Raw genomic sequence first — 17,931 nt, forward strand, 5'->3', positions numbered from 1 at the left:
TCCGTTAACAGGGGGCCCCTCCTTACACCCGTTCAGCGTTCGCGGACCACCGCGACCGGGCAGTGGGCGTGGTGGACGAGCTGCTGGCTCACCGAGCCGAGCACCATCCCGCGCAGCCCGCCCCGGCCGCGCGTACCGACCACCACGAGTTGCGCCTCGCGGCTGGCCTCCACCAGCAGGGCAGCCGGACTGCCGGGGGAGATCCGCAGCTCCACCTCGACGTCGGGGAAGGACTCCCGCCACCGGGCGAGGTCGGTCTCGGCCGCGGCCCGCTCCTCGGCGGTGACCTCGTCCGGGTCGAAGCCGGACGGCGCCCACCGGTCGCCCGGCGGCTGCCACACCCGCAGCACGTGCAGCGGCACGTCCCGCTGGGCGGCCCGTTCCACGGCGAAGCCGAGCGCCAACCGGGCGGCGTCCGAGCCGTCCACGCCGACCACCACCGGTCCGGAGGTGGCGGCCTGGCCGTCGCGGACCACCACCACCGGGCAGTGCGCGTGGGCGGTGACGGAGACCGCCGTCGAGCCGGCGAGCAGGCCGCCGAAGCCGCCGTGTCCCCGGCTGCCGAGCACCAGCATCCCCGCCTGCGCGGAGCGTTCCTGGAGCACCAACGCGGGTGGGCCGTCGAAGACCTCGCCGTGCACGGTGATCCCGGGCCGCTCGGCGGCGGCGTCCGCCGCCGCCTTGCGGACCAGCTCCTCGACCTGCCGCCGGGCCCGCTCGTCCGGCCAGATGCCGGGCGCCACACCGGGGCCGACCCAGCCGGCGACGGTCAACCACTCGAAGACGTACGCCAGCCGCACCGGCCGGCCCGACCGGCCCGCCTCGTCCAGCGCCCAGTTCAACGCCACCGTGGCGTCCGGGGAGCCGTCGTAGCCGACCAGGATCTCGTCGCCGCTCATCGCGATCTCCTTCCCGTCCCGGGCGGGCGTCACCGACCGCCGCGCAGGGCCTCGTCGGTCTCCCGGATCCAGCGCCACTCGGCGACCCGCGGGTCGTCCTCGCCGTAGGTGCGGGTGTAGTCGCGGCAGGCCTGCCGGGCGTCGACCATCTCCTGGCGGAGGTGGGCGGCGCGCGAGGCCAGCCCCGGCACCCGGTCGATGACGTCGATGACCAGGTGGAACCGGTCCAGGTCGTTGAGCATCACCATGTCGAACGGCGTGGTGGTGGTGCCCTCCTCCTTGTAGCCGCGCACGTGCAGGTTGTCGTGGTTGGTCCGCCGGTAGGTGAGCCGGTGGATCAGCCACGGGTAGCCGTGGTAGGCGAAGATGACCGGCTTGTCGCTGGTGAAGATGGTGTCGAACTCCTTGTCCGACAGGCCGTGCGGGTGCTCCGACGGCGGCTGGAGCCGCATCAGGTCGACCACGTTGACCACCCGCACCTTCAGCCCGGGCAGGTGCTGGCGGAGCAGGTCGGCGGCGGCCAGGGTCTCCAGCGTCGGCACGTCGCCGGCGCAGGCGAGCACCACGTCCGGCTCGGCCCCCTCGTCGCTGCTGGCCCAGTCCCAGATGCCCAGGCCGCGCCGGCAGTGCTGGACCGCCTCGTCCATGGTCAGCCAGTTCGGGGCGGGCTGCTTCCCGGCGACCACCACGTTGATGTAGTGCCGGCTGCGCAGGCAGTGGTCCATGGTCGAGAGCAGGGTGTTGCCGTCCGGCGGCAGGTAGACCCGGACCACCTCGGCCTTCTTGTTGACCACGTGGTCGATGAAGCCGGGGTCCTGGTGCGAGAAGCCGTTGTGGTCCTGCCGCCACACGTGGCTGGAGAGCAGGTAGTTCAGCGACGCGATCGGCTCCCGCCACGGGATGCCCCGGGTCACCTTCAGCCACTTGGCGTGCTGGTTGACCATCGAGTCGACGATGTGGATGAACGCCTCGTAGCTGGTGAAGATGCCGTGCCGGCCGGTCAGCAGGTAGCCCTCCAGCCAGCCCTCGCACAGGTGCTCCGACAGCACCTCCATCACCCGGCCGTCGGCGGCGAGGTGGTCGTCGCCCGGCACCGTCTCCCCGACGAACGCCCGGTTGGTGACCTCGAACGCCGCGCCGAGCCGGTTGGAGGCGACCTCGTCGGGACCGAAGAGGCGGAAGGTCTGCGGGTTGGCGGTGATGACGTCGCGTACCCACTGGCCGAGGACGCCGGTGGCGCCGACCGCCGGCTCGCCCGGCTGCTTGACGTCGACCGCGTAGTCGCGGAAGTCGGGCAGGTCCAGGTCACGCAGCACCCGGCCGCCGTTGGCGATGGGGTTGGCGCTCATCCGGTGGTCGCCCTTCGGCGGCAGCGCGGCCAGTTCGGCGACCGGGCCGCCGGTGGCGTCGAAGAGCTCCTCCGGCCGGTAGCTGCGCAGCCAGGCCTCCAGCTCGGCCAGGTGCTCCGGATTGTTCCGCACCTCGGCGATCGGCACCTGGTGGGCGCGGAACGTCCCCTCGACCTGCTTGCCGTCGACCACCTTGGGCCCGGTCCAGCCCTTCGGCGTACGGAGGATGATCATCGGCCAGCGGGGGCGCTCCACGTCGCCGCCGGAGCGGGCCCGGCGCTGGATCTCGGCGATCTCGTCGACCGCCCGGTCCAGCGTGGCGGCGAGGAGCTGGTGCACCTTGGCCGGGTCGTCGCCCTCGACGAGGTACGGCTGGTGGCCGAAGCCGCGCATCATCTCCAGCAGGTCGTCGGTGGGGATGCGGTCCAGCACCGTCGGGTTGGCGATCTTGTAGCCGTTGAGGTGCAGGATGGGCAGCACCGCCCCGTCCCGGGCCGGGTTGAGGAAGACGTTGGAGAGCCAGCTGCCGGCGAGCGGGCCGGTCTCCGCCTCGCCGTCGCCGATCACGCAGGCGACCAGCAGGTCCGGGTTGTCGAACGCGGCCCCGTACGCGTGGCTCAGCGCGTATCCCAGCTCGCCGCCCTCGTGGATCGAGCCCGGCACCTCCGGCGCCACGTGGCTGGGGATGCCGCCCGGGAAGGAGAACTGGCGGAACAGCCGCTGCATGCCCGTCTCGTCGCGGGGGATGTGGTGGTAGAGCTCGCTGTAGGTGCCCTCCAGCCAGGTGTTCGCCACCAGGGCCGGGCCGCCGTGGCCGGGACCGGTGACGAAGATGGCCGACAGGTCCCGGTCGACGATGACCCGGTTGAGGTGCGCGTAGAGCAGGTTGAGGCCCGGGCTGGTGCCCCAGTGGCCCAGCAGTCGGGGCTTGACGTGCTCGGGCTTCAGCGGCTCCCGCAGCAGCGGGTTGTCGAGCAGGTAGATCTGCCCGACGGTGAGGTAGTTGGCCGCCCGCCAGTAGGCGTCAAGCCGGCGCAGCTCGTCTTCGGTCAGGGGGCTGTGCAGGTCGAGAGCGGTGTCCATGCTGCATTAGCCTCTCGCGGGTCGGGGACTTCTGCCACCCGGGAGCGGGTTCCCGCCCCGGGCCCCTTCAGCTTCGCCCGGTGGTGGGTCACATGATCAGGGTCGTTGGTCCCGGGACGTGAGGGCGTCATGCCCCGTCCCCGGGCGCGGGTGGCAGTCCACGTACGACGATGACGGGGGCCGGCGAGTGGTAGAGCAGCCGCTGGCTGACCTCGCCGAGCATGCCCCGCCACGGCTGTTCGCCGCGCGCCCCGACCACGGCCAGCTGCGCCGAGCGGGACTGTTCGACCAGGACGCTGCCGGGGTCGCCGCGAACGGTGTGGCACTCGGTGGCCACCTCCGGGTGCCGGGCGCCGTACCGGGCGACGACCTCGGTGAGCGCGTTCTCGCCGACGTCGGTCCGACCCGGTTCGACGACGCGGACGGCGAGCAGCCGGGTGCCGTGCCGGGCGGCCCGGACGAAGGCGAAGTCCAGCGCGGTCCGGGAACTCTCCGAGCCGTCCACGCCGACCAGCACCGGGCCCTTCGGCGGCGGTGCGGCGCGGCCCACCAGGACCGGGCAGCCCGCCCGGGCGGCCAGCTGGACGGCCGGCGCGTCGGCCGGTACGCAGGCGCCGCAGCCGGCCATCCCGCCGTCACCGATCGCCGCCAGGAACGCCGATCCGGAACTGCGGATCAGGGCCTCGACCGGGCCGCCCTCGACGATCTCACCGCTGACCGGCACCGCCGGTTCGGTCTCGTTGGCGGCCCGACCGGCCCGCTCCAGCAGGTTCTCCGCCACGGCCCGGGGCCCGCTGACCGAGGGGGCCTCCAGCGCCGCCGCCCAGTTGAACGCGTGCATCAGGTGCAGCGCCCGACCGTGGGCGGCGGCCTCGTGGGCGGCCAGCCGGACCACCTGGAGGTCCTCCTCGGCTGCGCCGACGCCGACCACCACGGCCCCCTCGGTGGGTGCGGCCATCCCGCCTCACCTCCCCGGCGCCGGCTAGGGCACGACCACGCTGTCCTGACCCACGGTAGTCGCGCGGGCGGCGCGGGGTGGCCGGATCGGGTCAGCGGAACTGGAGCCGGTTCACCGCGTCGAAGGCCCGGGCGCCGAGCAGCCGGCGGGTGTGCACCATGGCCCGCGCGGCGGCGGTGACCAGGTAGCGGGTGCGCGGCCGGCGGGCGGTGACGGCCCGCTCGATCACCCGGGCCACCGTCTCCGGGCTGGCGGAGAGGGCCCGGCTCTCGTACGACTTCGCCATCGCCGTGTCGACCGCGGTGACCATCTCGCGGTAGGGCCCGGCCGGATCGGCCGAGGTGCCGAGGGTGGAGGCGGCGACCGCGCCGAAGCCGGTGCGGATCAGGCCGGGCTCGACGATCGCCACGTCGACGCCGAACGGCCGCACCTCCTGGCGCAGCGCGTCGGAGATGGCCTCCACCGCGTACTTGCTGGCGTGGTAGTAGCCGCCGCCGGGGAAGACCAGCCGCCCGCCCATCGAGCTGACGTTGACGATCCGGCCCCGGCCGGCGCGCCGCATGCCGGGCAGCACGAGCTGGCTGAGCCGGCTCAGCCCGAACACGTTCGTCTCGAACTGGGCCCGGACCCGGTCCATCGGGGTCTCCTCGATCGGGCCGTACTCGCCGTAGCCGGCGTTGTTGACCAGCACGTCGACCTGGCCGTGCTCGGCCTCGATCGCGGCGACGGCGGCCCGCATGGACGCCTCGTCGGTGACGTCGAGGGGGAGCAGCCGGGCCCCGGCGTCGGCCAGGTCGGCGATGGCCTCGACCTTGCGGGCGGTGGCGTAGACGGTCAGCTCGGGACGCCGGGCGAGCCGGCGGACGGTGGCCCGGCCGATGCCGGAGGAGGTGCCGGTGATGAGGACGGTGGTCATGCGGACGCTCCAGGGTGGGTGGTCAGCCCCGCGACGAGCAGCGCGACGCCGTCGCGCAGCCGCTGCCGGGGCAGGTCGGGGTCGGTGAGGTCGGCCTCCAGGCCGCGGGTGAGCGCGACCAGCACGTCGGCCACCCCGCGGGCCCGTGGGCCCGCGGCGTCGGCGAGCGCGCCGGCCACCACGTCGGTCAGCTCCCGGGTGTACGCCTCGGCGAGGTCACCGGTGAGCTTGGTGCTGGTGTCGAGCAGTTCGGCGGCGTGCCGGCTCTCCCGGTGCAGCTTGAGGGTGAGCTCCAGCTTGGCGGCGAGCACGTCGTGCAGCCGGTCGGTCAGGTCGCCGGGGGTGGCGGCGGCCTGCCGGGCCTGCTCCAGCGACCCGGTGAAGAGCCGTTCGGCGAGCCGCCGGTAGGCGTCGTCCTTGTTGCGGACGTACTGGTAGACGGCGGGCCGGGACATCCCGGCGGTGGCCGCGATGTCGTCCATGGTCGTGCGGCGCACCCCGTGCCGGGTGAAGCACTCGTACGCGGCGGCGAGGATGACGTCCAACCGTTCGTTCGACATGCTGACAATGTTTGCACAGATTGTCAGCACGTCAAGAGTGTTCGCGGTCACGCTGCTCACCTGGAAGTCGTCAACCCGGGTTGACAGATCGGCGTCGTCAACGTAGGTTGACAGCATGAGTCGGGCAACGGAACTCGCGGCGGACGCCGGCAGCACCGACCCCCGGGTCGGGCTCCGCGCGGTGCTCGCCCTGCGCCGGCTCCTCGAACGGCTCGAGGTGGTCCAGGTGGACAACGCCCGACGGCAGGGCTGGTCCTGGCAGGAGATCGCCGACGCGCTCGAGGTCAGCCGGCAGGCGGTCCACAAGAAGCACGCCGGGCGACCGGCGGTCCGAGGCACCTGGGAGGCGTGATGTTCGAGAAGTTCACCGAGCCGGCCCGCCACGTCGTGCGGCACGCCCGGCACGAGGCGGTCGAGGGCCGGCGCAAGGTCGACACCGAGCACCTGCTGCTCGGCGTCCTCGCCGACGGCGACAACCTTGCCGTCCGGCTCCTCACCGACCTCGGCGTACGCCCCGACGACCTGCGGGCGGCCGTCGGGCGGCACGCGGGGCTGGGCGAGGCGGACGCCGCCGCGCTGCGGCAGATCGGCGTCGACCTGGCCGCCGTGGTGGCCCGGATCGAGGAGTCCTTCGGCCCCGACGCCCTGCGCGCCGCGCCGCCGCCCTGGCGCCGCTGGGGCCGGCGCCGTCCCGACGACGGTGGTTCCTTCTCGCCCCGGGCGAAGAAGGTGCTGGAGCTCGCCCTGCGGGAGGCGCTCGGGCTGCGGCACCGCCACATCGGCACCGAGCACATCCTGCTCGGCCTGCTCCGCGAGGGGCACGGGGTGGCTGCGCTGGTCCTCGCGGAGGCGGGCGTCGACCTGGCCGACCTGCGCCGCCGGGTCGAGGCGGCGCTGCGCACCGCGGCCTGACCGGCGACCGGGTTCGACCACCGACCGAGGACGTGGGGTGCGGGATCACCGGACCGGGCCACTGCCGTGACCGATTCTGAAACCTTTCCCCGGTGCGCGCATCATCACCGCCGGCCGAGTCGCCGGACGGCCGGATTTGCCGCACACTGGCGCCGTGGAGAGCGGACAGGACAAGCCGACGTCAGGCGCCGGCGGGCTGCGCGCCGCCGTGGTGGTCAACCCGGTCAAGGTGGCCGATCTGGAGGAGTTCCGGCGGATCGTGGACGGCGCGCTGACCGCCGCCGGCTGGCCGGAACCGACCTGGTACGAGACCACCGTCGAGGACCCGGGGCGGGGCCAGACCGAGCAGGCCGTGGCGGCCGGCGCCGAGGTCGTGTTCGCCTGCGGCGGTGACGGCACCGTGATGGCCTGCGTCACCGCGCTGGCCGGCACCGACGTGGCGCTCGCCGTGCTGCCCCAGGGCACCGGCAACCTGCTCGCCGCCAACCTGGGCCTCTCGAACGACCTGGCGGCGGGGCTGGAGGTCGCGGTCGAGCGCGGCCGGCGCCGACTCGACGTCGGGGTGGTCGACGACCAGTGCTTCGCGGTGATGGCGGGGATGGGCTTCGACGCCCAGATGCTCGACTCCACCTCCGAGACCACCAAGAAGCGGATCGGCTGGCCGGCCTACGTGGTGGGGGCGGCCAAGCACCTGCGGGACCGGCCGATGCGGGTCGCCATCAAGGTCGACGACCACCCACCGGTACGCCGCCGGGCCCGCTCCGTGCTGGTCGCCAACGTCGGCCGGCTGCAGGGCGGCGTACGACTGCTCACCGACGCCGAGCCCGACGACGGCTGGCTCGACGTCGCCGTGCTGACCCCGCGTACGCTGCGGCACTGGCTGGCGATGGGCTGGGCGCTGATGCGCCGGCGCGGCAGCGTGCCCCGGATGGAGGTCTTCCGGGCCCGCACCGTGGAGATCACCAGCAACCGGGCGCAGCCCCGGCAGCTCGACGGTGACCTGATCGAGCCGGGCCGGGCGCTCCGGGCGGAGATCAAACCGCAGTCCCTCTGGCTCTGCGTGCCGCGTCCCGAGCAGCACCCCGACCTGGCGGTGGACGCCGACGCTGCCGCGGAGCGAGGCGAGCGGCTGATCGAGGAGGCCCGCCGTGAGTAGCACGCGCATCGTGCCGGAGACCCGGCTGATGGCGCAGGAGGAGCTCTCCGCCGACGATGCCTGGCACACCCTGCGCCGGCACGGCGGCTGGCAACTGCTGCGGGACGCGTTCGTCCGGTTCCGCTACGGCGACGGGTTCAGCCACTCCCGCGCCTTCGCCCTCCAGCTCTGCCTGGCCGTGGTGCCGTTCATGATCGCCCTCACCGGTCTGATCAGTGACCTGGGCGTCGAGGAGGGCGGCCGGGTCGTCGCCGACACCGTCCTCGCGCTCACCCCCGGGCAGAGCGAGTCGGTGGTGCAGGAGCTGCTCGGCGACGGCGAGCGCACCGAACGCGCCGGGGAGCTGGCGCTGACCCTCGGTCTGCTCACCGGGCTGGTCGCCCTGACCACCACCATGGCGCAGATCGAGCGGGGTGCCAACCGGATCTACGGCGTCGAGCGGGACCGGCCCGCGCTGCCCAAGTACCTGCGCGCCGCGATCCTCGCGGTCACCGCCGGCGTGCCCGCGCTGACCGGGTTCCTGATCCTGGTCGGCGGCCGGGCGATGGGCGACTCGGTACGCCGGCACTACGAGTGGGGCGCCTTCGCCAACGCCGCCTGGGACGTGGTCCGCTGGCCGCTCAGCCTCGGGCTGACCGTGCTCGCCGTGGCGGTGCTCTTCCGGCACGCGCCCCGACGCAACCAGCCCAGCCTCTCCTGGCTCTTCTTCGGCGCCGGCATCGCCACCGTGCTCTGGTGGCTGGCCAGCCTGCTGCTCGCCGCGTACGTCAAGTTCAGCGGCGGTTTCGGGCAGACCTACGGTGCGTTGACCGGGATGATGGCGCTGCTGCTCTGGGCGAACCTGACCGGCATGGCGCTCTTCGGCGGGCTGGCCTTCGCCGCCCAGTTGGAGGCGATGCGGATCGGCGTCCAGGAGCCGGCGCAGCCGGACCTGTGGGAGCCGGAGGCCGAACGCGAGGAGATGTACGACACCGGGGACATGACGTCTCTCTGAACCGACGCGCGCGGTACGCGTGTACGCGGAGTCCGAATCGGGTACAGCGCGCCTCGCCAGAGGACAAGGGAGGTGCGGAGTGACCGCGGTCAAGGAGACGACGCGACGGCCGCTGGGCCATTTCGCGGGGCGCAGCATCGGCGGACTGCTCGCCGTCGCCGCAGCCGGCGTCGTGTTCGGCGTGCTGCTGATGCTCGTCCGGTTCAAGTGGGGCCCGCTCTATCACGCCGACCACGAGGCGGCCGAGTGGTTCAACGGCCTGGTCGCCCCGCACCACGCCCTGGTCACCGTGCTGACGGCGATCACCGACCTGGGTGGCCGGCCGGTGCTGATCTGGCTGGTCACCATCGCCGTGCTCGGCCTGCTGATCCGCCGCCAGTCCCGGCTGGCGGTCTATCTGATCATCACCGGGGTCGGCGGCCTGATCCTCGACCCGTCGCTCAAGGCGCTGGTCGGTCGGCTCCGGCCGGTGGTCGACGTGCCGATCACCCACGCTCCGGGCAACAGCTTCCCCAGCGGGCACGCGCTCGGCTCCTTCGTCGCGTACGGGGCGCTGCTGTTGGTGTTCCTGCCGGCCATGGCGCCCCGGTGGCGCAGGCCCGCCATCGCGATCGTGGGCGTGCTGGTCTTCCTGATCGGGCTGACCCGGATCGCGCTGGGCGTGCACTTCGTCTCGGACGTGCTGGGCGGCTGGCTGCTCGGCGCGGTGTGGCTCGGCGTCACCGCGTACGCCTTCCGGCTGTGGCGGCGCGAGCGCGGCCGGCCGGTGCCTTCGATCACCGAGGGCCTGGAGCCGGAGGCGGGCGACGAGATCACCCCCGCGCCGGCCGAGGAGAAGGTGCTGGAGCACCCCCGCTCCTCCGTCGCGGAGCTGCTGGTCGGCTGGGTGATCGTCTTCGGCGCCCTGTACGCCTTCGGCATGTTCGTCAGCTATCACGCCAAGGGCACCTTCTTCGCCACCCTCGACACCGAGGTGCCGCGCTGGTTCGCCGAGCGGCGCACCGACCAGCTCACCGAACTGAGCTGGTGGTGGAGCAAGTTCGGCGACACCCACGCGATCCTGCTGGTCTCGCTGGTCTTCTGCCCGATCGTGCTGGCGGTCTGGAAGCGCTGGCGGCCGGTGCTCTTCGTGGTGCTGGCGATGTTCGGCGAGCTGAGCCTCTTCCTCGCCTCCGCCCGGGTGGTGCAGCGGCCCCGCCCGCCGGTGGAGAACCTGGACGGCCACATGCCGACCTCGTCCTTCCCCTCCGGGCACATCGCGGCCACGATCTGCCTGTGGAGCGCCATCGCGATCATCGTGTTCGTCCGTACCGACCGCTGGTGGCGGTGGCTCTTCGTGGCGATGGCGGTGATCATGCCGGTGGGCGTGGCCACCTCGCGGATGTACCGGGGCATGCACCACCCCACCGACTTCATGGGCGCGATCCTGCTCAGCGCGCTCTGGATCAGCCTGCTCTACTGGGTGGTCCGGCCCAACGAGGACGTCCGGCGGGGCAACCGGCCGGCGATCGAGTCCGAGCAGGTGCCCGAGCTGGACGACGAGCTGGCCAAGGCCGCCCGACCGGAGTGACACCGTGCTGCGGGTGATGACCTGGAACATCCGCACCGGGGGCCGGGACCGGGGCGGGCCGGACCGGCTGGACCGGATCGTCGAGGTCGTCACCGGCCAGCGGCCGGACGTGCTGGCCCTGCAGGAGCTGCGCGGCTTCGACCGGGACGGGCTGTCGACCGAGGTGGCGGGCCGGGTGGGGATGCTGCCCCACCTGGCCCGCTCCTGTTTCGGGCAGCCGGTCGCGGTGCTGGTCCGTCCACCGCTGCGGGTGCTGTCCACCGACCGGGTACGCCGGCCGTTCCACCACGCCGCCGCGACCACCGTGGTCGCCACCTCGGGCGGCCCGTTGACCGTGGTCAGCGCCCACCTCAACCCGTACTCCGGTGGTCGACGGCGGATGGAGGCCGACTGGCTGGCGGCGGCGCTGCGCCGCCGGGGCGGCCCGCTGGCGCTGCTGGCCGGTGACCTGAACACCCTCGACCCGACCGTGGACCACACCGCTCGGTTGGCCGGGCTGCCCGACCGCTACCGCCGCCGGCACCTGCGCCGGGACGGTCGTACCGTCGACACCCGCGCGGTGGCCCGGCTGCGCGCGGCCGGGCTGGTCGACCTGTGGGCGGCCACCGGGGCACCGGAGCCGGCCGGGCTCACCGTGCCGACCCGGCACGGCGGGGCGGAGTTCGCCGGGATGCGGCTGGACTACCTGCTCGGCACTCCGGCCCTGGCCGGGCGGGTGCGCGCGGTCCGGGTGGTGCGGGGCGGCGCGGCCGACACCGCCTCCGACCACTACCCGGTGGTGGCCGAGCTGGCTCTCGACCCGGCCTGAGCGCCGGTCAGGCCAGGTCGGACCCGACGATGGCCACGAAGATCAGGATGACCAGCTCGCTGATGACCCACGAGTGCGCGTTGGCCCAGTCGCGCACCTTCGGCAGCAGCCGCTCGGCGCGGCGGCCGAGCAGCACCAGCGCGAGCAGCGGCAGCGCCAGCAGCAGCACGGTGAGGACCACGAACGGCAGCAGGTGCCACCAGGGCTTGTCGTGCCCGGCCAGGCTGCCGGCGACCGAGGCCATGGTGACCTCGTCGCTGGGCATGGCGAGGAAGAGCAGCAGGCCGAGGACGAAGGCGAACGCCGGCCGCGGGTCCTCCAGCTTGCGCATCCAGCCCGGCGGCTGGTTTCGTCCGCGTCTGAGGAACGTGATCACCATGAGGACGAGCAGTAGCGCGAGCACGATCCAGTCGATGAGGTGCCGGCTGCCGCTGTCCTTCGTCCCGTTGCCGGCGGTGTGCCGGACCAGCCGGAAGACCCCGTACCAGACGGTCGACGCGACCAGGGTGCCCAGCGCGGCACCCACCAGATAGGTCACCGAGCTGCGGCGCGGGTCGCGGCTGGCGGCCAGGAAGATCGCGCTGACCACCTGCGGCCCGGCGACCATCACGAAGGCCAGCGGCAGCACGGTCAGCAGGTTCATGGCCTCATTCTGTTGCCGCCGTGGTGGGAGGGGGCCGGATCCGGCGGATCAGCGGCCGTCAGCCCCGGGTGGCGGCGAGCAGGTCGCGGATCGCGGCGGCGACCTGCGCCGGGGCGGTGGTGGCGACGTTGTGCGCGGCGGCCGGCACGGTCACCGTACGGGCGGCGGGGACGAGTCGGGCCGCCTGCGTACGCCAGGCCGGCGGGACGACGGTGTCCCGGGCGCCGGCCACCACCAGCGTCGGCGCGGTGACCCGGACCAGGTCGGCCTCGATGGCGTTGTGGACCGAGTGGGACAGCGAGGCGTACACCCGCCGGGGGCGGGCGTCGGCCACGTCGCGCAGCAGGATCGGGGCCTGCAACGGCGCTTCCCGCAGCGTGTCCACCAGCCAGCGGCCGAACTGGCCGCGCCGGGACCGGGCCGCCGGGTCGCTGGTCGGACCGGCCAGCACCAGCGCGGTCACCAGGTCGGGCCGGTCGGCGGCGAGCCGGGCGGCGACCTCCGCGCCGAACGAGTGCCCGAGCAGGCAGACCGGCCCCGGCCGGTACGCGGCCAGCCACGCCGCCAGCCACGCGGCGAGCCCGGACACGTCGTACGCGGTGCCGGGGCGCTCGGTCAGGCCGAAGCCGGGCAGGTCCGGCACGTACACCGGATGGGTGGGCGCGAGCGCGACGGCGAGCGGGGTGAGATAGCGGTGCGATACGGCCAGGCCGTGCACCAGCACCACCGGTGGCGTGCCGGTGCCGGGGTCGGCCGACCGGCGGGTGTGCGTCCGCAGCCCGTCGACGAGCCGGAACTCGCTGGTGAGGCCGGCGGCGGGCCGAGGCGCCGCCAGGGCGAGCCGCAGCTCGGCCGGGCCGAACCGCCCCGGCGCGGAGACCGTGCCGGGGCGGGTCGAGGTCAGGCTCACAGCTCGCGCAGCCGGGGCAGCAGCTCCTCCTGCGCCCAGTCCAGGAACATCGGCTGGCTGTCGCCGCCCACCTGGACCAGGGCCACATGGGTGAAGCCGGCGTCGACGAACTTCTTGAACGCCTCCACGTGCCGGTCGACGTCCGGTCCGCAGGAGATGCCCTCGGCCACGTCCTCCTCCCGGACGAACTGGGTGGCGGCGGCGAAGGACTCCGGGCCGGGCAGGTCGGCGTTGACCTTCCAGCCCATGCCGAACCAGCGGAACTGGTCGTGCACGATCTTGCGGCACTCGGCCTCGTCGGGGCCGTAGCAGATCGCCACCTGGCCGTAGCGGGGCTGGCCGGCGCCGCCCGCGTCGTCGTACATCTGGATGATGTGCCGGTCGGGTTCGGTGGCGACGATGCCGTCGCCGTGCTCGGCGGCGAGGGTGGCGGACTGCCGGCCGGAGGCGGCGATCGCCATCGGCACCGGCTGTCCCGGCCGGTCCCAGACGTACGCGTCGGGCACGTCGAAGTGGTTGCCGGAGAAGGTCAGCGTCTCGCCGTTGAGCAGCGGCCGGATGATCTGGAGCGCCTCCTCGAACATCTCGTGCCGCTGCTGCACGTGCGGCCAGCCGCCGACCACGTGCTCGTTGAGGTTCTCGCCCGCGCCCAGCCCGAGGGTGAACCGGCCGTCCGAGAGCACGCCGATGGTGCTGGCCTTCTGCGCCACCACGGCCGGGTGGTAGCGGCGGATCGGGCAGGTCACGAAGGACATCAGCTCGGCCCGGCTGGTGGCGTGGGCGACCGCGCCGAGCACCGACCAGGCGTACGGGGAGTGGCCCTGGGAGTCCAGCCACGGGTAGTAGTGGTCGGACATCACGAGTTGGTCGAAGCCGGCGGCCTCGGCGCGGACCGCGTAGTCGACGAGCTGCTTCGGGCCCGCCTGCTCGCACATCAGGGTGTAGCCGACCTTGACCATGCTGGTTCTCCTTCCGGGCGGATCGTCACCGGTTACCCCGCCGCGGGGCGGTCAACCCTGGTGTCCACTTCCGGCGGCCGACCTCTTGACGGGACGGCCGATGCTGCCTAAGGTCCCGCTTAACCGGTTCAGACCGGGGTGGCGACACATCCTGTGGTGGGGATGACCGCCCCTGTGGTGGCCCATGGCGACATGGGCCACCACAGGTCGTTCCGGGGGACTGTTCGAAAACTTAACCGGTTGCTTTCGAGGTTCCATCGCCCTACGCTGATGGCTGCGCCGCCGGGAGTCGGGCGGCGGCTGTCGGGCTGCAGCCGCCTTCCCCTGTCACACCACCGCACCCCCACCTGGGCACGGGGGAGACCACTCCCTGAGGAAGGTCATGAAGAAGACGCTCTCCGTCGTGGGCGCCGCCCTGCTGACGGTTCTCGCCACCGTGTTCGCCTTCGGGCAGCCGGCGCACGCCGCCGCCGGTTTCTCCGTCGCGAACGGCCGGCTCTACGACGCCAACGGCACCGAGTTCGTGATGCGCGGCGTCAACCACGCGCACACCTGGTACCCGCAGCAGACCAGCTCCTTCGCCAACATCAAGGCGCTCGGCGCGAACACCGTCCGGGTGGTGCTGGCCACCGGTGACCGGTGGGCCAAGAACGACACCGCCGACGTCGCCAACGTCATCTCGCTGTGCAAGCAGAACAAGCTGGTCTGCGTGCTGGAGGCGCACGACACCACCGGCTACGGCGAGGACGGTGCCGCCACCACCCTCGACCGGGCGGCCAACTACTGGCTGAGCATCGCCAGCGCCCTGCAGGGCCAGGAGAAGTACGTCATCATCAACATCGGCAACGAGCCGTACGGCAACCAGAACTACGGCGCCTGGACCAACGACACCGCCAACGCCATCAAGAAGCTGCGCGCCGGCGGCCTCAGCCACACCATCATGGTCGACGGCCCGAACTGGGGTCAGGACTGGTCGTTCACCATGCGGAACAACGCCTCGACCGTGTTCAACGCCGACCCGCAGCGCAACACCGTCTTCGACATCCACATGTACGGCGTCTTCGACACCGCCGCCGAGATCACCGACTACCTCGGCCGGTTCCGCAGCGCCGGGCTGCCCATCGTCGTCGGCGAGTTCGGCTTCAACCACTCCGACGGCAACCCGGACGAGGACACCATCATGTCCTACACCCAGGCCAACAACATCGGCTATCTCGGCTGGTCGTGGAGCGGCAACGGCGGCGGCGTCGAATACCTCGACATGGCCACCGGCTTCAACCCCAACCAGCTGACCAGCTGGGGCCAGCGGATCTTCAACGGCGCCAACGGCATCAAGGCGACCGCGAAGGAGGCGTCGGTCTACGCCGGCACCACCCCGCCCACCAGCAGCAGCCCCAGCCCGACCACCAGCCCGAGCCCGACCACCAGCCCGTCCACCCCGCCGACCACCACGCCGCCGCCCTCGGGCAGGAGCTGCACCGCCAGCTACACGATCATCAACAGCTGGCAGGGCGGCTTCCAGGCGGAGATCAAGGTGACCGCCGGCTCGGCCGCGCTCAACGGCTGGTCGACGAGCTGGACCTTCGCCAACGGCCAGACGATCAGCCAGTCGTGGAGCACCACGCTGAGCAACAGCGGCGCGACGTACACCGGCCGCAACGTGGACTACAACGCCCAGCTCGGCGCCGGGGCCAGCACCACCTTCGGCTTCATCGCGAGCTGGAACGGCACCAACGCCACGCCCGCGGTGAGCTGCACCGCGAGCTGACGCCCGGCGTACCACCGGTGGCCGGGTCCGCACGGACCCGGCCACCTGCTCCTCCCGTACGATCACCGGACTCGTGGCGCGACCCGGTCGCTGCGGGTACCGCAACGAGGGAGCCCGCCATGGTGACAGTCCAATCCCGGCCCCGGCCCTCGGGACTGGTCGTCGGGTCGCTGGTGGCGATCTCGTTCGGCACGGTCTTCGTGCTGGTCAACAGCGGCGGGCTGGCCGACCCGTGGCGGTTGATGGTGCGTACCCTCGGCGTGCTGGTGGCGGCGGCCCTGCTCGGCGCGCTGGTGCTGGTCGCCCGGCGGGCGCCGGCCGTGGCGGCGCAGCCGGCCACCGGCTTCATGGACCGCCGCTACTGGTGGGTGGTCGCCGCGGAGGTCGTCGCGCTCTTCGGCGGCCTGTCCGTAATCAACAACGTCCTGCACCGTCCGTCGGTGGCGGTCGCCTGGGTGGCGTTCGTGGTGGGGGTGCACTTCTTCGGGCTCGGGTGGGTCTGGCGGATGCCCCGCTTCCACCGGTTGGGCGCGGCGATGACCGTGCTCGGGGTGGCCGGGTTCCTGATCGACGCGTTCGGCGGTGGCGCGGCGGCCGTGGCCCTGGTCTCCGGGGTGGGCTCGGGCGTGGCGCTCTTCGTCACCGTCGCCCTCGCGCTGCGCGAGGCGGGCCGGGCGGGCACCGCCGCCGGCTGAGCGGCCGCCCGGAATTCGTCGACACGCGATGTCGAGAAGCCGGGACCGGCTCCGTCCCCGGGGTGAGCGCGACGAGAATGGGTCGCCCAGCACGGAGGAGAACCGACGATGGCCAAGTACCTGCTGCTCAAGCACTACCGCGGCGCCCCGGACCCGGTCAACGACGTGCCGATGGACCGGTGGACGCCGGAGGAGATCTCGGCGCACATGCAGTACATGCACGACTTCGCGGCCCGGCTGGAGGGCACCGGCGAGTTCGTCGACGCCCAGGCGCTCGCCCCCGAGGGCACCTTCGTCCGGTACGACGGCGAGGGCCGCCCGCCGGTCACCGACGGTCCGTTCGCGGAGACCAAGGACCTGATCGCCGGCTGGATGGTGATCGACGTGGACAGCCACGAGCGGGCCGTCGAGCTGGCCGGGGAGCTCTCCGCCGCCCCGGGCGCGGGCGGCAAGCCGATCCACGAGTGGCTGGAGCTGCGCCCCTTCCTGACCGCGCCCCCCACCATCACGGAGTGACCTGATGGACGAGGCCCTGCTCCGGAGCCTCACGCCGACGGTGATCGGGGTCCTCGTCCGCCGCGGAGCCGACTTCGCGGCGGCCGAGGACGCCGTCCAGGAAGCGCTGGTCGAGGCGGTCCGCGGCTGGCCCGCCGACCCGCCGCGCGATCCGAAGGGCTGGCTGGTCACCGTCGCCTGGCGCAAGTTCCTCGACGTGACCCGCTCGGACGCCGCCCGCCGCCGGCGGGAGGAACGCGTCGACGCCGAACCGGCCCCCGGGCCGGCGTCCGAGGTGGACGACACGCTCCAGCTCTATTTCCTCTGCGCCCACCCGTCGCTGACCCCGTCGTCGGCGGTCGCGCTCACCCTGCGCGCCCTCGGCGGGCTGACCACCCGGCAGATCGCCCAGGCCTATCTGGTGCCCGAGGCGACCATGGCGCAGCGGATCAGCCGGGCCAAGCGCACCGTCTCCGCCGTCCGGTTCGACCAGCCCGGCGACGTCGCCACCGTGCTGCGGGTGCTCTACCTGGTCTTCAACGAGGGCTACTCCGGCGACGTCGACCTCGCCGCCGAGGCCATCCGGCTCACCCGGCAGCTCGCGACCGCGATCGACCACCCCGAGGTGGCCGGTCTGCTCGCCCTCATGCTGCTGCACCACGCGAGACGGGCCACCCGGACCGCGCCGGACGGCAGCCTGGTGCCGCTCGCCGAGCAGGACCGCCGCCGGTGGGACACCGGGTCGATCGCCGAGGGCGTCGAGATCCTCCAGGCGGCCCTCGCCCGCGACCGGCTGGGCGAGTTCCAGGCCCAGGCCGCCATCGCGGCGCTGCACGCCGACGCGCCGACCGCCGAGGAGACCGACTGGGTGCAGATCGTCGAGTGGTACGACGAACTGGTCCGGCTGACCGACAGCCCGATCGTCCGGCTGAACCGGGCGGTGGCCGTCGGTGAGGCCGACGGACCGCGCGCCGGGCTGGCGGCGCTCGCGGCGCTGGACGACACCCTGCCCCGGCACACCGCGGTGGCGGCCTACCTCCACGAACGCGACGGCGACCCGGCCACGGCGGCCCGGTTGTACGCCGACGCCGCCCTGCGGGCCCCCAACCTGGCCGAACGCGACCACCTCACCCGCCAGGCCGCCCGCCTCAACACCCGTCGCCCGCTCGGCGAGCGGGGCGCGCGGTTTCCGTGAATCGGGGGCCTCCCACCTCAGGGAGGCCACCGATTCACGGAAAGAGGGCGCATGAGGTTCC

18 protein-coding genes are annotated in these 17,931 nt (G+C 73.1%); 10 read left to right on the forward strand and 8 right to left on the reverse strand.

Annotated elements, in window-relative coordinates; translation table 11 throughout:
• Positions 1-32: 32 nt before the first annotated feature.
• From MRQ36_RS21865 to MRQ36_RS21885, 5 genes are all read right to left on the reverse strand, one after another.
• On the reverse strand, positions 33-899 hold the full coding sequence (locus MRQ36_RS21865) for a universal stress protein (RefSeq protein ID WP_242798187.1): 867 nt from the start codon (positions 897-899) through the stop codon (positions 33-35).
• A 29-nt stretch (positions 900-928) separates the two neighbouring features.
• Entirely contained in the window at positions 929-3,331 is a 2,403-nt protein-coding gene (locus tag MRQ36_RS21870; protein WP_242798188.1) for a phosphoketolase, read from the reverse strand.
• Between the two features lie 127 nt (positions 3,332-3,458).
• Positions 3,459-4,289, reverse strand: coding sequence for a universal stress protein (locus MRQ36_RS21875; protein ID WP_242798189.1), 831 nt, complete (start codon positions 4,287-4,289; stop codon positions 3,459-3,461).
• Between the two features lie 91 nt (positions 4,290-4,380).
• Entirely contained in the window at positions 4,381-5,205 is an 825-nt protein-coding gene (locus MRQ36_RS21880; RefSeq protein ID WP_242798190.1) for an oxidoreductase, read from the reverse strand.
• Positions 5,202-5,765, reverse strand: coding sequence for a TetR/AcrR family transcriptional regulator (locus tag MRQ36_RS21885; RefSeq protein WP_242798192.1), 564 nt, complete (start codon positions 5,763-5,765; stop codon positions 5,202-5,204). The genes MRQ36_RS21880 and MRQ36_RS21885 overlap by 4 nt, the downstream gene beginning before the upstream one ends.
• 115 nt (positions 5,766-5,880) lie before the next feature.
• Between MRQ36_RS21885 and MRQ36_RS21890 the strand changes: the two genes are divergently transcribed.
• The 6 genes from MRQ36_RS21890 (at position 5,881) to MRQ36_RS21915 (ending at position 11,205) form a co-directional block, all read left to right on the forward strand.
• On the forward strand, positions 5,881-6,117 hold the full coding sequence (locus tag MRQ36_RS21890; RefSeq protein WP_242798194.1) for an HTH domain-containing protein: 237 nt from the start codon (positions 5,881-5,883) through the stop codon (positions 6,115-6,117).
• Entirely contained in the window at positions 6,117-6,677 is a 561-nt protein-coding gene (locus tag MRQ36_RS21895; protein ID WP_242798196.1) for a Clp protease N-terminal domain-containing protein, read from the forward strand. The genes MRQ36_RS21890 and MRQ36_RS21895 overlap by 1 nt, the downstream gene beginning before the upstream one ends.
• Positions 6,678-6,831: 154 nt before the next feature.
• Positions 6,832-7,833 carry a diacylglycerol kinase family protein gene (locus MRQ36_RS21900; protein WP_242798198.1) on the forward strand — a complete coding sequence of 334 codons (1,002 nt, stop codon included), beginning with the start codon at positions 6,832-6,834 and terminating at the stop codon, positions 7,831-7,833.
• On the forward strand, positions 7,826-8,827 hold the full coding sequence (locus MRQ36_RS21905) for a YihY/virulence factor BrkB family protein (RefSeq protein ID WP_242798200.1): 1,002 nt from the start codon (positions 7,826-7,828) through the stop codon (positions 8,825-8,827). The genes MRQ36_RS21900 and MRQ36_RS21905 overlap by 8 nt, the downstream gene beginning before the upstream one ends.
• Before the next feature lie 79 nt (positions 8,828-8,906).
• Positions 8,907-10,397, forward strand: a complete 1,491-nt coding sequence (locus MRQ36_RS21910; RefSeq protein WP_242798202.1) for a phosphatase PAP2 family protein — start codon at positions 8,907-8,909, stop codon at positions 10,395-10,397.
• Between the two features lie 4 nt (positions 10,398-10,401).
• A complete protein-coding gene (locus MRQ36_RS21915; protein ID WP_242798204.1) occupies positions 10,402-11,205 on the forward strand; it encodes an endonuclease/exonuclease/phosphatase family protein in 804 nt (267 codons plus the stop codon).
• Between the two features lie 7 nt (positions 11,206-11,212).
• On the opposite strand, the gene MRQ36_RS21920 is transcribed toward MRQ36_RS21915, so the two are convergent.
• Genes MRQ36_RS21920 through MRQ36_RS21930 form a run of 3 tightly spaced genes read right to left on the reverse strand, consistent with a single transcriptional unit; the run spans position 11,213 to position 13,717 of the window.
• Entirely contained in the window at positions 11,213-11,848 is a 636-nt protein-coding gene (locus tag MRQ36_RS21920; RefSeq protein WP_242798206.1) for a GAP family protein, read from the reverse strand.
• A gap of 58 nt (positions 11,849-11,906) precedes the next feature.
• On the reverse strand, positions 11,907-12,758 hold the full coding sequence (locus MRQ36_RS21925; protein WP_242798208.1) for an alpha/beta fold hydrolase: 852 nt from the start codon (positions 12,756-12,758) through the stop codon (positions 11,907-11,909).
• Entirely contained in the window at positions 12,755-13,717 is a 963-nt protein-coding gene (locus MRQ36_RS21930) for a TIGR03557 family F420-dependent LLM class oxidoreductase (protein WP_242798210.1), read from the reverse strand. The genes MRQ36_RS21925 and MRQ36_RS21930 overlap by 4 nt, the downstream gene beginning before the upstream one ends.
• A gap of 382 nt (positions 13,718-14,099) precedes the next feature.
• Between MRQ36_RS21930 and MRQ36_RS21935 the strand changes: the two genes are divergently transcribed.
• The 4 genes from MRQ36_RS21935 (at position 14,100) to MRQ36_RS21950 (ending at position 17,870) form a co-directional block, all read left to right on the forward strand.
• Complete coding sequence (locus MRQ36_RS21935) at positions 14,100-15,485, forward strand: cellulase family glycosylhydrolase (protein WP_242798212.1); 1,386 nt, start codon at positions 14,100-14,102, stop codon at positions 15,483-15,485.
• Between the two features lie 119 nt (positions 15,486-15,604).
• Positions 15,605-16,180: a hypothetical protein gene (locus MRQ36_RS21940; RefSeq protein WP_242798214.1), complete on the forward strand. Its 576-nt coding sequence runs from the start codon at positions 15,605-15,607 to the stop codon at positions 16,178-16,180.
• 108 nt (positions 16,181-16,288) lie between these two features.
• Positions 16,289-16,696, forward strand: coding sequence for a YciI family protein (locus MRQ36_RS21945; protein WP_242798216.1), 408 nt, complete (start codon positions 16,289-16,291; stop codon positions 16,694-16,696).
• 4 nt (positions 16,697-16,700) lie between these two features.
• Positions 16,701-17,870, forward strand: coding sequence for an RNA polymerase sigma factor (locus tag MRQ36_RS21950; RefSeq protein ID WP_242798218.1), 1,170 nt, complete (start codon positions 16,701-16,703; stop codon positions 17,868-17,870).
• The last annotated feature ends 61 nt before the right edge of the window (positions 17,871-17,931 follow it).

This window comes from Micromonospora sp. R77 (genome assembly GCF_022747945.1).
Taxonomy (GTDB): domain Bacteria; phylum Actinomycetota; class Actinomycetes; order Mycobacteriales; family Micromonosporaceae; genus Micromonospora.

Excerpts from the sequence above, each read along its gene's own strand:
- MRQ36_RS21890 (WP_242798194.1), top strand. The coding sequence starts at position 5,881 with ATGAGTCGGGCAACGGAACTCGCGGCGGACGCCGGCAGCACCGACCCC.
- MRQ36_RS21945 (WP_242798216.1), top strand. The coding sequence starts at position 16,289 with ATGGCCAAGTACCTGCTGCTCAAGCACTACCGCGGCGCCCCGGACCCG.
- MRQ36_RS21880 (WP_242798190.1), bottom strand. The coding sequence starts at position 5,205 with ATGACCACCGTCCTCATCACCGGCACCTCCTCCGGCATCGGCCGGGCC.
- MRQ36_RS21885 (WP_242798192.1), bottom strand. The coding sequence starts at position 5,765 with ATGTCGAACGAACGGTTGGACGTCATCCTCGCCGCCGCGTACGAGTGC.
- MRQ36_RS21930 (WP_242798210.1), bottom strand. The coding sequence starts at position 13,717 with ATGGTCAAGGTCGGCTACACCCTGATGTGCGAGCAGGCGGGCCCGAAG.
- MRQ36_RS21950 (WP_242798218.1), top strand. The coding sequence starts at position 16,701 with ATGGACGAGGCCCTGCTCCGGAGCCTCACGCCGACGGTGATCGGGGTC.
- MRQ36_RS21870 (WP_242798188.1), bottom strand. The coding sequence starts at position 3,331 with ATGGACACCGCTCTCGACCTGCACAGCCCCCTGACCGAAGACGAGCTG.
- MRQ36_RS21940 (WP_242798214.1), top strand. The coding sequence starts at position 15,605 with ATGGTGACAGTCCAATCCCGGCCCCGGCCCTCGGGACTGGTCGTCGGG.
- MRQ36_RS21875 (WP_242798189.1), bottom strand. The coding sequence starts at position 4,289 with ATGGCCGCACCCACCGAGGGGGCCGTGGTGGTCGGCGTCGGCGCAGCC.
- MRQ36_RS21920 (WP_242798206.1), bottom strand. The coding sequence starts at position 11,848 with ATGAACCTGCTGACCGTGCTGCCGCTGGCCTTCGTGATGGTCGCCGGG.
- MRQ36_RS21865 (WP_242798187.1), bottom strand. The coding sequence starts at position 899 with ATGAGCGGCGACGAGATCCTGGTCGGCTACGACGGCTCCCCGGACGCC.
- MRQ36_RS21895 (WP_242798196.1), top strand. The coding sequence starts at position 6,117 with ATGTTCGAGAAGTTCACCGAGCCGGCCCGCCACGTCGTGCGGCACGCC.
- MRQ36_RS21935 (WP_242798212.1), top strand. The coding sequence starts at position 14,100 with ATGAAGAAGACGCTCTCCGTCGTGGGCGCCGCCCTGCTGACGGTTCTC.